Source organism: Butyricimonas sp. RTP31003st1_G1_RTP31003_210430 (assembly GCF_040920905.1).
Lineage (GTDB): Bacteria > Bacteroidota > Bacteroidia > Bacteroidales > Marinifilaceae > Butyricimonas > Butyricimonas paravirosa.
In genome coordinates this window covers 1-13,446 of sequence record NZ_JBCOSQ010000098.1, presented here as the reverse complement: position 1 = coordinate 13,446, position 13,446 = coordinate 1, and the positions used below count along the sequence as shown (strand labels likewise).

The window sequence follows — 13,446 nt, the reverse complement described above, 5'->3', positions numbered from 1 at the left end:
TTTCCTCTTCGACTTTACTATTCAAAGATAAGCTTTAATTGGAAAAATGTTACCAACTATTTTTGGCCACATTACTGAATATCCGGAACCGAGAATTGAAATCACGGGGGATTTCACGAATCTGGAAATTGATTCGTGATCAGGCGTTCCCGTTAGTTTCGAGTAATCCCAGTGTCCCCGATGCGTTCTGCCCGTTTGCGCTGACAGCGAAACCGTACACGACTAGTTGATTCACATTCCAGTCTTCCGGTAACGGCCATTCTTTTTCCCCGCTTGTGCCTCTAGTTCCGAGTTCCACGAGCCGGCTTTTCTTTTCTTCCCGTTCATGAATCACACCCATCAAGCGGTCTTCTTTAGCCATGAAAGGCATTAATGGTTGTTGTTTCCACCGGAAGGTGACCAGCCGTTTTTCCTTGTCCATTTCAGCCTCGATGAGGGGTAATCGTAACCCGCCACCGGAGAGCGAGAGCGTCAACAGGTCTACGGTGGGATTTTCCACGTCATCCGCGTTCACTTTGTGAATATTGTCACGGGTGAAGCAGTTGGCGCATATCTTGCCGGAGGGAGAACAATACCCCACGGATAGGATTTTGAGGAAACGGCGACGCAATTTCGTGATCAGGCTAAGTCTGGCACGTTGTTTCAATTGTTCCGGGGTTTTTGCGTCCTTCACGAAACCCGGTTTTCCTCTCGCGATTTGAGTTTTACCCACTTTGTAGGAGGTTACGTTGCCGACGGAACCGGAGATGTCTTGAAATATGGTCGGTTTAAAGATTGCCATGATATTTGTGTTTTAAGATTTGGAAATAGAGAAATACATGCAGGGGGAGTAACGTTTCCCGTCTTGGGCGGCAAAAAAGCAATACAAGTGGGCTGTTGTCCATGTTCCTTCCGGGACGGGTACTATGGCTTTTCCATTTGATCGGCAGAATCCCGTGTCATTCAGCACGACGGGTTGATAGGGTTCGTTGTCAAAGATGGCGACAACGGTCAGTTGGTCGGTCGCTTGTGCGGTGACGGTTGACGTGTTATCCAGCCACTCTAGTTCCAGTTTGTCTGCGTGAATGGCCGTGGCTTTCATCCCGAAAGGTAATTGCAGGCTACCGTCCGACAGGACTAGCCGGGGATAATCAATGTAGTCATTCGGGCCGAACATATTCATGTTCGTGTGAAGGAACCAGTGGTAGCCGGAGCGTCGTTCCTCTTCCCGTGCCACGAGCGTGTACACTTTTTCCAGTATGCTCCCTCGTGTGGCACGGTACATGGTCTGGGCTCCGGGGAGCTTTGAACGTTGTGCCGTTTGTCCTTCCGAACGCGGGTTGCTGATGGTGTCCGCCAATTTTCGGGCATACGTTTTGTTTCCTACCGAGTAAGTCACGTATCCCCCGATTTTCCCGGAGGCTCCTTGTAATACCGAATCGTTTAATGTTGCCATGTATTTTCTGATTTTGTTGACCTTTCGGTCGTGTTTATGAGTCAGTCTCCTATTTTGAGACTAAAATAATGCTATATAGGAGTTTTCAAATGTAGATAGATTACTTTAAAAAAACAAATTAATTGCAATATTTAATTTTGATTGTAGGAGGGGGATAGGGCCGGAATGGGAGCGGAATGGGAGCGGCTCGCAATTTGATAAGAATATGTTAGTGATAATATCACATTTTGTGACATTAATTTGCATTTATGTATTTGAGGGCCTAGGGTGAATTTTTATACTACAAGCCGTTCACGAGTTTGTAACCTCGAGCAAATTCGTTTTGGATGGCGATGCTTTTATCCGCTTTCAGTTTTTTGTTCAGCAGGCAGACGTATCTGGTGAGGGCTTTTTCCTTGTCTGTGGTATCGACACCCCAGAGCGTTTCGCACATTTCCACGGTGGGAATCACCTCGTTGATCCGCAGGCAGAATAGCCATAAGATGTTTGATTCCATACTTTTCAACTCTTCTCGTTTGCCGGAGATGGTGAGCAGTCGGTTGTTTTTGTTGAAGGTGGTGTCGGGAGAGACGCGGAAAAGGCCTTGTTCTTTTTCCGTGTTCAATCGTTTGGTTCTGGCGATAGCCTTGTCCAAGCGAGCTTTCACGTCGTCCACGCTACAACCTTTCACGAGATAATCGTCGGCTCCCTCGTACAGGGCATGGTTGTGATTGACGGAACTGAGAATCACGATCGGGACCTGATCCCCTTTTTCCCGTACGAGGCGAATCAGTTCGTGGCCGTCTTTTCCCGGTAGGTCCATGTCAAGTAACAGGAGATCCCAAGCTCCGGTTTCGTATAGTTGCCACGCCTTGTTCCCCTCTTTGGCAAGGGTTACCGTGTACCCGGCTTCTTCAAGGATTTCCGTGTATATCATGGCGGCCGTGGTGTTGTCCTCGGCATAGAGTATATTTATTTTTTCTTCCATTTGCGTAAGTATATCGTGAATGTACATCCTTTTCCCGGCGGGCTGTCCACCGTGATTTTTCCCTTGTGGGCTTTGATGACGTTGTAGACGTATGTCAAGCCTAAACCGTATCCTTTTTTATTGGTAGAGTCTTTGTTTGCCTGATAATATTTGTTGAAAATATATTTTTGTTGCTTTTTGGGAATACCGGGACCGTTGTCCCTTATTTCTATAACGAAGGTTCCTCTTTTTTGGTAACAGATTACGGTGATCTGTGGCGTTTCTCCGCTGTATTTCACGGCATTATCCAAGAGATTTTGAAGAGCGCCGAGTAGGTAGAAATGTGATGCATAAACAATTTCGGATTCAACGAGATAGCGCAAGTTTAACTGGATATTTTTTTGTCCGTGGTTGGCGAGGTTTTGTTTCTCGAATAACGAGAGTATCTCGTTTTTCAGGTTAAATTCGTCCCGGGTGATGTTCAAGTGGGCGAGCCCACTTAACGTTTTAAGCAATTGCTGAGAGCTTGTTTTCAGTCGGTTGGCTTCTTCTTGGATGAGCCGGATTTTCGCATGTCCCTTTTCGTCATCCTCGGGGATGGATTTTTTTTCTACAAGTTCAGATAGGGTGACGATACTTGCAAGAGGGGTCTTCCAGTCATGCACGACTTGTTTAATCATTTCTTCTTGAAGGCGGGATAGATGCTGTTGGGCGTGGGAGAGGTATTGTAAACCTAGAACAAGTAGCAGTGTCAGCGCGACAATGGCGAGGATGTCTTGCCATGATTCCTCTAAAAAGAAGGAGATTGGAAAATTGTAATAAATGGCCAAGGATTCGTGGGAAAGATTATTTATCGGGAAACTTTTTCCTCGTGTTATGTCGGGCGTAGGTGTTTTGTGATGCTGGAACCGGACTATGATTTGATTTGTGCTGTCTAATTGTGCGATGGTGAAATGAACGGCATCGGGTGCTTGGGGGCGTAATATGCTGTCTAATGACGAGAAAAGATGGGTTCGTTCTTGAACGGAGTCCGTTTGTAATATTTCTATGTATGGGGGAATAACTGATTCGATAATAGAATCCATGTGAATTTGCCAGCGTGTCTTGACGGTTTCGTATAATTTAATACCGGAAAATAATTGATTGATCCACAATAAAATGAATATCGTGAACGTGATATAACCTATTATTCTTAAATCGTGTTTCATTCACTTTTCTTTTGCCATTTCAACATGCACGTTTGTTGAATGGTTGCCGTCACATAGACGAGACGAAATTACGTATTTAGAATTGATTTTACAAGGAGTTGTGGTTGAGCGATATGTCGGGAGCGAAATTTTACAATAGTTTTACAATAATTCGGGGAGGTTTCCTAGGAGGGAGTTCGTTATGTTTGTAATGGTAAAATAAATCATGAATCAACTAATACTTAAATCGTATGATAACTTTAGAAAATATTAATAAAACGTTTTACACGAGCGAGGTGGAGACACGGGCATTGGAAGATATTAATTTGACGGTGGAGAAAGGTGAGTTTGTGGCTATCATGGGACCTTCGGGGTGTGGAAAGAGTACGATGTTGAATATTATGGGGTTGTTGGATAAGCCAACGAGTGGTTGGGTGATTATTGATGATGTCCGGGCAGATTCTTTGTATGATCGGGATATGGCGAGGATTCGTAACCAGAAACTAGGATTTATTTTCCAGAGTTTCCATTTGATCCCGTCGCTGAACGTGTTGGATAACGTGTTGCTGCCGATGTTGTATCGCCGGGGAAGTTCTGCATCGGCCAATAAGAAAAGGGCACTGGAATTAATTGAAAAGGTCGGGTTGACTCATCGCTTGAAACATTTCCCCTCGCAGTTGTCCGGGGGACAATGCCAGCGGGTGGCGATAGCCAGAGCGTTGATCGGGCAACCGAAAGTGATTCTGGCGGACGAGCCGACAGGAAATTTGGATAGTAAGATGGGAACGGAGATCATGGATTTACTCGTACAATTGAACCGGGAGGGGACGACAATCGTGATGGTGACGCATGATGAGAGATTGGCGGAGGAAACCGGACGGATCATTCGTTTGTTTGACGGAAAGTTAGTGTTATGAATCGATGGAAAAATTATATAATTCCAGCGTTTTACCATATCCGGCACAACCTGTCGTTTGCAATTTTTTACGTGTTGGGTACGGCGTTGGCGTTCGTGTTTATCGCGATCGTGTTGCAACTCGTTTATTCTGTTGTTGGTAACGAGCCGCCGATGGTGAATGCGGACCGGATTGTTCAAATTGGAAGTTCTCGGGATGTACGAGGTAAGACTGTGTATATTCCTGCCGAAGAAATAGAAGGTTTAATGAAGGAAATACAAGGATATGAATCCTATGCAGTTAATCACTCGGAGTTTGTGGATGTTTTTGGAGAACATACGTTTGTTGCCAGTTCTGTGAATTACGTGAATGTTGATTATTGGAATGTTTTCCAGTTTGAATTTTTAGAAGGACGTGCGTTTTCACAAGAAGAATTTGAGAATAAACAGCCAGTTGCTGTGATAAATAAAAGTATGGCGGATATATTGTTCAAGGGGGAGAGTGCCGTGGGAAAAAGAATCGAATGCCAAAAGGTTGTTTACACAATTACAGGGGTGGTGAGGGATGTGTCTGTTTTTACGACAGGAATACCCGAAAAATTTTGGTTTTCGAATAAATATAATTCTTTTACTCCTAGTGGGGATCATTATTATGATATTTGTGTTTTGTTTCCACGGAATGTTTCTATTATCACGGCTAAACAAGGAGTTGCACGTGTGCTAGAGGATTATTATTCACGTCGGGGAAGAAAGGTTGAAATTGTTGCGGAAAAACTATACACGGTAAAAGAGGATTTGGTGAATGATGTGGGAATTCAATTACTGTTTTATGGGGTTCCTATTGTACTTTTGATTTTATTGATTATTCCGGCTATTAATATTATGACATTAAACGTGGCGAATTCAGTTAAACAATCCGAGGAAATAGCAATCAGGAGAGCCATTGGAGCTTCATGTTTGGAACTTTTTTTTCAGATCATAGTAGAGAATCTGATTCTCGTGGTTATCGGGGTGCTTTTGGGATTATTGTTATTTTTTCCGATGGTGCATGTGATCGAGGAGGTTTGTGTTAATGGAGTATTAGAGGGTACGGATGTTCTAATTACACATATTGATTATGTGGTTATATTGGGAGGAATTTTACCTATGATGTTTGTGTTTACTTTGCTGACAGGTGGGTATTCCGCATACTTGGCGATAAAGAAAAATATGGCGGTAGTTTTGAAAGGAGGTGATAGATGATCAGTCATATATTTAAAATAGTCAGGAATTCATGGAAGACCTTTTGCGGGATTTTTATCGAACAAGCGGTTGTTTTTGTGGTGTTGATGTTGGTAATCGTTTCTGTTTTTGAAATTTTACACAAGATATATTCACCGGGATTATTGAATACGGATAATACGGTTAGTTTCGGGTATATGCTTTCGGAAATGAACGATAATACGGGAGAGGTCGATAAACGTGTTGATATTTTGATCGATAATTTGAAGAAATTGGATTGTGTTGTCGGGATCACACAGAGTATGGCAATGATTCCCTATATGAGAGATAATGCTTGGTATGATAGCGTGCGTATTGATGGTAAGATATATCGTGTGAATTATAAGGGAGCTGAAGAGGAGGCTTACAAAGTGTTTTGTCCGGACGTTGTGGAGGGGAAATGGCTCGCGGATGACAGATTAGAAGATGGGTCATTTGCTTGTGTGGTCACGAAACAATTAGTTGACGAGTTACAATGGACACAGGCTATTGGGCACAAGTTTTTTATGGGTAGAAATGACCTTACTGTAGTAGGTGTGATTTCTGGGATAAAACATCAGGTCCTTTTAGCTTCTGATCCGACTGTTATTATGCCATGTAATGCCATGGGATATAGCGATATGTTCCGGGAACTTTGCGCTCGTGTATATCCGGGTAGAGAGAAAGAGTTTATCATGGCTTATTATAAAGAATTTCAACGATTGATTCCTGTTCAAGAAGCTCAACCTTTTGCGATGGATATGAAACTTGCTAAGGGATTTTCATACGATACTGCACTTGTATATATCATGTTGCAAGCCGTTCCTTCTATATTTCTGTTTGTTTTCGCATTTATCGGTACGTTTGGCTTGTTTATGCAGAATTCGGAAAGACGAGTACGAGAATTTGCTTTGAGGTTGGCCGTGGGTGCGACTCACCGTAAGTTACTCGTGTTCGTGATGTTGGAAAGCTTTGTTGTTACTTTACTAGCCTGTGTGCCCGGAGTTCTCTTGTCCATGTTTATTTATGAGTATACTTTGCCGGAATGGACGGGTGTGTGCATAACGGTGCTTGTTATGGTTATGTTTTCGATGTTGAGTACTTGGTATCCGGCTTACCGGGTGACGAAGGTAAACCCGGCGGTGACGTTGAAGTGAAGAAAAAGAGCATGAATCCCGTGGAGGCGATGCGGGAGGAATAGTAAATAAAGAGATTATGAATAAATGGAAGAATTATTTAAGATCAGCATTATGTAGTATAGGGCATAATAAAGTGTATGCTTTGTTCTGCGTGATTGGTACTGCGTTTACATTCGTGTTTATTATTATCATGCTCCAACTCGTGTATGATACAACCAGTAATAAAGCTCCTTTTGTAAATGGTGATAGGACAATTGTGTTCAGCACTTTTCAAGATGCGAATGGACGGAATGTTGGAGGTATATACTCGAAGATGACAGCTTGGTTGATGGAAAGGGTACGGGCGAAAGAGGATTATTTCATGTATTATAATAGTGTCGGGGAGGTGGCCGTGAATGATGCGTGTAAGACACTTTCTTTTGCTTTTGTAAATGGAGGTTATTGGAAAATTAACCAGTTCCATTTTATAGAAGGGCGTCCTTTCACGGAACAGGAATGCCTGAATAAAGACGCATATGTCGTGTTGAGGGAGGATATGGCAGGGATGTTTTTCAAGAGGGAAGATGTTGTCGGGCAGAAAATGGAGATTCAGGGGAGAGAGTACACGGTTATCGGCGTGGTGCGTAATTTTTCGACCTATGCGATTCGTGCGGACGGGATATGGATACCTCATGTTTTTAATAGCTTTTCGCCTCGCGGGTTTGGGTATTACGATTTGGGAGTCCTGTTTCCCCGGGATGTTCCCATCCAAAATATGAAAGAAGATGTTGCCGTGGCAGTTAGGGATTATTGGAGTTTGATAAATATGCAAGTGGATGTGAAACCGGAGAATTTATATACATTCCGGGAGGCAAGAATTGATAATTTCGGTTCTGATTTGTATGCTTACGGGATTCCCGTGGCTATTCTCTTGTTGCTACTTATTCCCGCAATAAATATTGTTACCTTGAACATGGCGAACGTGGATAATTATTCGGATGAAATCGCATTGAAACGAGCTTTGGGAGCAGGGCTTTGGGATTCGTTTATACAAGTGATCACCGAGATCGCTCTGTTGGTGATTGTCGGGGCTATTTTAGGTATATTCCTAACGTACCCGGTAGCGGATTGGATCAGTGTGTCATTTTTTAATAATGGAGACGAGGGACAAATATCGTTGATAGAGGATTTGGATTATTTGGTTATTCTATGCGGGGTGTTTCCTCTCTCGTTGTTGTTTACATTATTATCCGGTGGAATTCCGGCATATATTATTGCCCGGAAAAATATAGCTACGGTTTTGAAAGGAGGTTCTAAATGATTGGTCATATATTAAAGATGCTTTGGCAGGAACGAAAAAAATATGCCGGGGTATTGATGGAGCAAGTGTTGATATTTATTATTCTGATGGTGAGTATGGTGGCTTTGTTTGGAGCGATAGACAAATATCGGGAACCCGGATTGCTAAACACGGATGACGTGGTGGTTTTCGGGTATATGTTGCATGGTGGCGGAAACAATAACTGGGATGACGCACAAGAGATGCTACAAGGGATGAATGTCATTATTGAAAAATTGAGGAAGGAACCGTTCGTGGTGGCTATAACCCGAAGCAACGGATTGGCTCCTTATCTACGTTCGGATATATATTATGATGGTATGTTTGCAGACACGGTTAAAGTGGATGGGAAGGCTGTAGGGGTAATCATAAAATTGGCTGATGAGGAGGCAAAGACGGTTTTTCAACCGGAATTGGAGGAAGGTATATGGGTTACGGAAAAAGTGCTCGAAGATGGTTCTAGCCCTACCGTTGTCAGTCGTCAATTGATGGATAAGTTGGGGTGGAAAGAGGCAATTGGAAAAAAGTTATATTTAAGGGGGCGCACGTTGACGGTTGTAGGGATAACTCCCGGAGTGAAACAGAATGTCTTTTCCGATACACCAACGACGATAATTCTTCGTAGAAGAGAAAATTCATTATCTGCTTACGAGGAATGTTGTGCTAAGATCAAACCAGGATATGAAAACGAGTTCCATGCTAGTTTTAGCAAGGAATATAAGCGACTGGGATTAGCTGAGAAAGCGGTATCACTTTGTTATGAAATGGGCGGATTGAAACGAGAATCTATGTTCGATGTCGTTTCCGGTGTTGCCATGCGGGCTATTCCCACGGCTTTTTTGTTACTTTTTGCGTTTATCGGGACATTTGGTTTGTTTTGGCTAAATTCTAAAAAGCGGAAAGTGGAATTCGCCTTGCGTTTGGTGGTGGGAGCCACGAAACAGCGCTTGATAGGTCTTGTCGTAACGGAAAGTTTAATTTTGAGTGTTTTGGCTGCCTTGCCGGGAATGGTGCTTTTCGGTTTCGTGTATGAATGGACGGGGGTAAACGTGGCTGCGATTGGGATGACTTTGGTCGTGATGATTGTTTTTGCGGTATTTAGTGCCTGGTGGCCGGCTTATAAAGTGGTGCAGGTGAATCCCGTGGAGGCAATGCGAGAAGCGTAACAGTAAAAATGGAGCTATGATGAAAGGATTATTTATATGGTGGTGTTTATTGGCAGTTTTACCTGTTACGGCTCAGCAAGAACAGAAGGTTGTTTCTTTGGAAGAGGCGATTCGTCTGGCACGGGAACAGTCGCTGGATGCGATGGTGGCAAAGAGTCAGTTGAGATCAGCGTACTGGCAATATCGAAATTATAGGGCCGATTTGTTGCCAAACGTGACATTGACGGGAACATTACCGAGTTTTAACCGGACGTTATCGAGTTATTTGAAGGAAGATGGGACGTACAAATATATTTCCAGTAATTCGATTTCGGAGCAGTTGGCGTTGTCGGTGACGCAGAATATCCCGCTGACGGGAGGTGCGTTGTCCTTACAATCACAGGTAGAGCGGGTGGACCAGTTGGATGGAGACAAGACGACGGAGTATATGAGCGTGCCGTTTAACGTGATTTTCTCACAGCCGTTAATCACGGCGAATCCCTTGAAATGGAGTATGAAGATCGAGCCGGAAAAGTACAAGCAAGCTCAGCAGCAGTTTGCCGTGAACATGGAAAACGTGGCAGTACAGGCTATATCGTATTATTTCGATTTGTTGCTGGCGATGATTAACGTGGATATAGATCGGCAGAATTTGAAAAATTCGGAAAAACTGATGCAGATAGCACAAGGAAAACGGGAGAGGGGATTGATTTCCGATAATGATTTGTTGCAATTGAAGTTGAATTACTTGAATGCCTCGTCTTCGCTGATTCAGACGGAGCAGGCTTACGAGCAGAAAATGTTTGCTTTGCGTAATTATCTGGGATATAATGAACGTGTGGTGATTGTTCCTGATATGCCGGAAGAGTGTCCGGAAGTCGAGGTGACGTTTAAAGAGGTTATGGAACTGGCGAATAGGAATAATCCTTTCCGTTATGATGTGGTTTGCCGGATGCTGCAAGCACGTCAGCAGGTGGCACAAGCAAAAGCCGGGAGAGGGTTTAAGGCAGACGTTTATGCTTCGATCGGGTTCACTGGAAGTGATAGGACTTTTAAAGAGACATACCAGAATTTACGAAATCGGGAGGCAGTTAGTTTGGGGATAAGTATTCCAATATTGAATTGGGGAAAGGGACGGGGACAGGTGGAGTTGGCCCGCTCGCAAGCAGAGATCACACGGGTACAGGTGGAGAAGGAAACATTGAATTTCGAACAAGATGTGATGACGGCGGTAAAACAGTATCAGGAACAGAATCGGCTGAACGAGATCGTGCGTTTGGCGGATACCGTAGCCCGGAAGCGTTACAAGACGGCATACGAGACTTTCGTGTTGGGGCAGATCAGTGTGCTGGATTTGAATGCCGCACAGACGGAGCAGGATAATGCCCGACGTACTTATGTGAGTCAATTGTATTCGTCATGGGTGTATTTTTATGCCTTGCGTAGGTTGACTTTGTATGATTTTGAAAAGAGAGAAGATATAATTTATCAACAAGAAAAATATTAGATTATGGATCAGGCAATATCTCCGGAGATAAAAAGACGACGTAAACGGAAAATGGTCGTAAGGGGTACTATGATTGTGGCAATATGCGTGGGGGTGTTTTCTTTTTTGGTGAATATGTTTCAACCCAAGATTCGGGGAGCAGAGGTGAATTTTGGTGTGGTGGACGAGGGGGCAGTGGAGGTTTCCGTGTATGCCACGGGAAAGGTGGTTCCTTTTGCAGAAGAAATCATCACTTCTCCGGTGTCTTCGAAGGTGCTGGAAGTGTATAAAAAGTCGGGGGATCGGGTGCAGAAAGATGAACCGTTGTTACAGTTGGATTTGGAAACGATACGGACGGAGTACGAAACGAAGAAGGAGTCGTTGGAGATGCAGTTGAATAAATTGGATTTACAGCGTAAAACGATAGCGAGTGATTTGGCGGAAATGAAAATGCAGGTGGATATTGACGAGATGATGTTGAAACGAACTTTGGTGTCGCTGAATAACGAGCGCTATCTGGATAGTATCGGGGCCAGTACGAGGGAAAAGGTGCGGGAGGCGGAATTGAATTACACGGTGAAACAAATGCAATTGGAACAATTGAAACGGAAGTTTGAAAATAAAAAGAGTACTTCACAATCGGAAATTCGCTCGCTGGAGTTGGATTACAAGATTGCCAAGAGGAACATGGACTTGTTGTTCAAGACGCTTGGGGAGGCTCAGGTGATGGCGCCTCGTGCCGCCACGTTGACTTGGATTAATGATCAGGTTGGGGCTTCTGTTGCGCAGGGAAGTAATTTGGCGATATTGTCTGATTTGTCGAGTTTTAAGGTGGAGGGCGAGATTGCCGATAGTTATGCGGATAAGATTACCGCGGGGAACCGGGTGAACGTGGTGATCGGGAACGAGAAGCTTTCCGGCACGGTGGGGAATGTCACGCCCTCGGTGAATAACGGTGTCATCAAGTTTGTTGTGTTTCTGGATGATCAGAGTAATACTCGTTTGCGCTCCGGGCTGAAAGTGGATGTGCATGTTACTCATGCCATGAAGGATGAAACGTTGCGTTTGCCGACAGGGGCTTATTACATGGGTCGGGGAGATTATGACCTGTGGGTTGTCAACGGGGAGCGGGTGGAAAAGAGGAAGGTTATGCTGGGAGAGAGTGGTTTCGAATACGTGGAGGTGTTGCAGGGGTTGACGGTCGGGGAGAAGGTGATTATTTCGGACATGGGAAAATACAGGGATAAGGAGGTTCTGTATGTAAAGTGACAGATGCTACGTTTTATCTGGCAATGTGGTTGCTCATGCTAAAATCATTATATTAGGTGTGTCGTCTCTATAATGATATATTCTCCCCGAAAAAAGGAACGTTTGTCGTGGAAAAGTGTATCTTTGTGAAGAATAACTAAATTGGCTGTGTTATGGAGAAGGATAGGTATATACGATTTGATTGGGCCGTGAAACGATTATTGCGTGATAAAGCAAATTTTGGGGTGTTGGAAGGTTTGCTCACGGTGTTGTTGGGTAAGGAAATCCATATCATGGAAATTCTAGAAAGTGAGAGTAATCAGCAGTGTGATAATGATAAGTTTAACCGAGTGGATATTAAGGCACGGAATAGCGAGGGGGAGATCATTATCGTGGAGGTGCAGGTAACCCGGGAGCTTTATTTCCTTGAACGTATTCTTTACGGGGCGGCGAAAGCGATCACGGAACATATCAAGTTGGGTAATCTCTATTCGGAGGTGAAAAAAGTATATTCAATTAGTATTCTTTATTTTGATATAGGTAAGGGGGATGATTACCTTTATCACGGGCAGAACACGTTCACGGGGGTTCACACGGGGGATCGTCTGCAGGTGACCGTGAAGGAAAAGGATGCTTTGGTGCGTCGCCTACCTTCGGAGATATTCCCGGAGTATTTCTTGATTCGTTTGAACGAGTTTAATCAAGTGGCGACAACGCCGTTGGAGGAATGGTTGGATTACCTGAAGAATGATCATATCCGTCCGGACACAACGGCTCCGGGGTTGAAAGAGGCACGGGAAAAATTGATTTATTATAGTATGGATGCATCAGAGCGTGCGGCATACGATCGTCACGTTGATGCGATCATGATCCAGAATGACGTGCTGGGGACGGCCAGGTTCGAGGGGTTAGTGGAAGGACGAGCAGAAGGGAGGGCTGAAGGAAGGGAAGAAGGAAAGGTGGAGGGAAGAGTGGAAGGACGGGCAGAAGGTTTGGTGGAAGGAAAATTAAAAGGAATTGTTGAGGTTGCTCGTAATTTGAAAAAGCTAGGAGTACCTTTGGATTCCATCATTCGTAGTACGGGTTTAACAAATGAAGAAATAGAACAATTATAATATTTGCACGGGAACGAATTTTAACTTATCTTGGCTGTTGTGTTTAAAAATGCGTTTATGAAAAAAATCAGTTTTGTTTCAATCGTAGTATTGTGTATTATTTTGCTTGGCGGATGTGCCAGTGAACCAAATCAAGAGGTGAATATTATTCCTCAGCCTCAGCAGGTAACAGTTGCGGATGGCGGTTTTTATCTATCTCCAAAAACAGTGATTAACGTGGTGAAGGGTGCGGATGATTTGCAACCGGCTTGTACTTTTATGAGTACATTGGTTGAAAAATCTTTCGGGAAGGC

12 protein-coding genes and 1 pseudogene are annotated in these 13,446 nt (G+C 43.9%); 9 read left to right on the top strand and 4 right to left on the bottom strand.

Translation table 11 applies throughout. The features are described from left to right. Window positions 1-139: 139 nt before the first annotated feature. The 4 genes from AB5542_RS19900 to AB5542_RS19885 all read right to left on the bottom strand — a co-directional run bounded on the left by AB5542_RS19900 (window position 140) and on the right by AB5542_RS19885 (window position 3,589). Window positions 140-781, bottom strand: coding sequence for a DUF6266 family protein (locus AB5542_RS19900; RefSeq protein WP_279040026.1), 642 nt, complete (start codon window positions 779-781; stop codon window positions 140-142). Window positions 782-793: 12 nt separating this feature from the next. Continuing rightward, window positions 794-1,435 (bottom strand): DUF6266 family protein, encoded by a 642-nt coding sequence (locus AB5542_RS19895; protein WP_279040024.1) that lies wholly within the window; start codon window positions 1,433-1,435, stop codon window positions 794-796. A 280-nt stretch (window positions 1,436-1,715) separates the two neighbouring features. After that, on the bottom strand, window positions 1,716-2,402 hold the full coding sequence (locus AB5542_RS19890; protein WP_279040022.1) for a response regulator transcription factor: 687 nt from the start codon (window positions 2,400-2,402) through the stop codon (window positions 1,716-1,718). Beyond that, the gene (locus tag AB5542_RS19885) at window positions 2,387-3,589 is read right to left on the bottom strand and encodes a sensor histidine kinase (protein WP_279040020.1); all 1,203 of its coding nucleotides are present in this window, start codon (window positions 3,587-3,589) and stop codon (window positions 2,387-2,389) included. The genes AB5542_RS19890 and AB5542_RS19885 overlap by 16 nt, the downstream gene beginning before the upstream one ends. A 230-nt stretch (window positions 3,590-3,819) precedes the next feature. On the opposite strand from AB5542_RS19885, the gene AB5542_RS19880 reads away from it, so the two are divergent. The 9 genes and pseudogenes from AB5542_RS19880 to AB5542_RS19840 all read left to right on the top strand — a co-directional run. After that, complete coding sequence (locus AB5542_RS19880; protein ID WP_087419924.1) at window positions 3,820-4,485, top strand: ABC transporter ATP-binding protein; 666 nt, start codon at window positions 3,820-3,822, stop codon at window positions 4,483-4,485. After that, window positions 4,482-5,705, top strand: coding sequence for an ABC transporter permease (locus tag AB5542_RS19875; protein ID WP_279040018.1), 1,224 nt, complete (start codon window positions 4,482-4,484; stop codon window positions 5,703-5,705). The genes AB5542_RS19880 and AB5542_RS19875 overlap by 4 nt, the downstream gene beginning before the upstream one ends. Further along, on the top strand, window positions 5,702-6,859 hold the full coding sequence (locus AB5542_RS19870; protein ID WP_279040016.1) for an ABC transporter permease: 1,158 nt from the start codon (window positions 5,702-5,704) through the stop codon (window positions 6,857-6,859). The genes AB5542_RS19875 and AB5542_RS19870 overlap by 4 nt, the downstream gene beginning before the upstream one ends. A gap of 58 nt (window positions 6,860-6,917) precedes the next feature. Continuing rightward, window positions 6,918-8,141, top strand: coding sequence for an ABC transporter permease (locus AB5542_RS19865; protein ID WP_279040015.1), 1,224 nt, complete (start codon window positions 6,918-6,920; stop codon window positions 8,139-8,141). Further along, on the top strand, window positions 8,138-9,325 hold the full coding sequence (locus AB5542_RS19860) for an ABC transporter permease (RefSeq protein WP_279040013.1): 1,188 nt from the start codon (window positions 8,138-8,140) through the stop codon (window positions 9,323-9,325). The genes AB5542_RS19865 and AB5542_RS19860 overlap by 4 nt, the downstream gene beginning before the upstream one ends. A 16-nt stretch (window positions 9,326-9,341) precedes the next feature. Continuing rightward, entirely contained in the window at window positions 9,342-10,811 is a 1,470-nt protein-coding gene (locus AB5542_RS19855; RefSeq protein WP_230328304.1) for a TolC family protein, read from the top strand. Window positions 10,812-10,814: 3 nt separating this feature from the next. Further along, window positions 10,815-12,059: an efflux RND transporter periplasmic adaptor subunit gene (locus AB5542_RS19850; RefSeq protein WP_279040011.1), complete on the top strand. Its 1,245-nt coding sequence runs from the start codon at window positions 10,815-10,817 to the stop codon at window positions 12,057-12,059. Window positions 12,060-12,211: 152 nt separating this feature from the next. After that, window positions 12,212-13,153, top strand: a complete 942-nt coding sequence (locus AB5542_RS19845; protein ID WP_279040009.1) for a PD-(D/E)XK nuclease family transposase — start codon at window positions 12,212-12,214, stop codon at window positions 13,151-13,153. Between the two features lie 57 nt (window positions 13,154-13,210). Further along, window positions 13,211-13,446: pseudogene (locus AB5542_RS19840) on the top strand (beta-N-acetylhexosaminidase); the annotation flags it as partial.

What these genes read in the sequence shown, in the direction of transcription:
- AB5542_RS19900 (WP_279040026.1), bottom strand. Translation starts at nt 781, where the DNA reads ATGGCAATCTTTAAACCGACCATATTTCAAGACATCTCCGGTTCCGTC.
- AB5542_RS19895 (WP_279040024.1), bottom strand. Translation starts at nt 1,435, where the DNA reads ATGGCAACATTAAACGATTCGGTATTACAAGGAGCCTCCGGGAAAATC.
- AB5542_RS19890 (WP_279040022.1), bottom strand. Translation starts at nt 2,402, where the DNA reads ATGGAAGAAAAAATAAATATACTCTATGCCGAGGACAACACCACGGCC.
- AB5542_RS19885 (WP_279040020.1), bottom strand. Translation starts at nt 3,589, where the DNA reads ATGAAACACGATTTAAGAATAATAGGTTATATCACGTTCACGATATTC.
- AB5542_RS19880 (WP_087419924.1), top strand. Translation starts at nt 3,820, where the DNA reads ATGATAACTTTAGAAAATATTAATAAAACGTTTTACACGAGCGAGGTG.
- AB5542_RS19875 (WP_279040018.1), top strand. Translation starts at nt 4,482, where the DNA reads ATGAATCGATGGAAAAATTATATAATTCCAGCGTTTTACCATATCCGG.
- AB5542_RS19870 (WP_279040016.1), top strand. Translation starts at nt 5,702, where the DNA reads ATGATCAGTCATATATTTAAAATAGTCAGGAATTCATGGAAGACCTTT.
- AB5542_RS19865 (WP_279040015.1), top strand. Translation starts at nt 6,918, where the DNA reads ATGAATAAATGGAAGAATTATTTAAGATCAGCATTATGTAGTATAGGG.
- AB5542_RS19860 (WP_279040013.1), top strand. Translation starts at nt 8,138, where the DNA reads ATGATTGGTCATATATTAAAGATGCTTTGGCAGGAACGAAAAAAATAT.
- AB5542_RS19855 (WP_230328304.1), top strand. Translation starts at nt 9,342, where the DNA reads ATGATGAAAGGATTATTTATATGGTGGTGTTTATTGGCAGTTTTACCT.
- AB5542_RS19850 (WP_279040011.1), top strand. Translation starts at nt 10,815, where the DNA reads ATGGATCAGGCAATATCTCCGGAGATAAAAAGACGACGTAAACGGAAA.
- AB5542_RS19845 (WP_279040009.1), top strand. Translation starts at nt 12,212, where the DNA reads ATGGAGAAGGATAGGTATATACGATTTGATTGGGCCGTGAAACGATTA.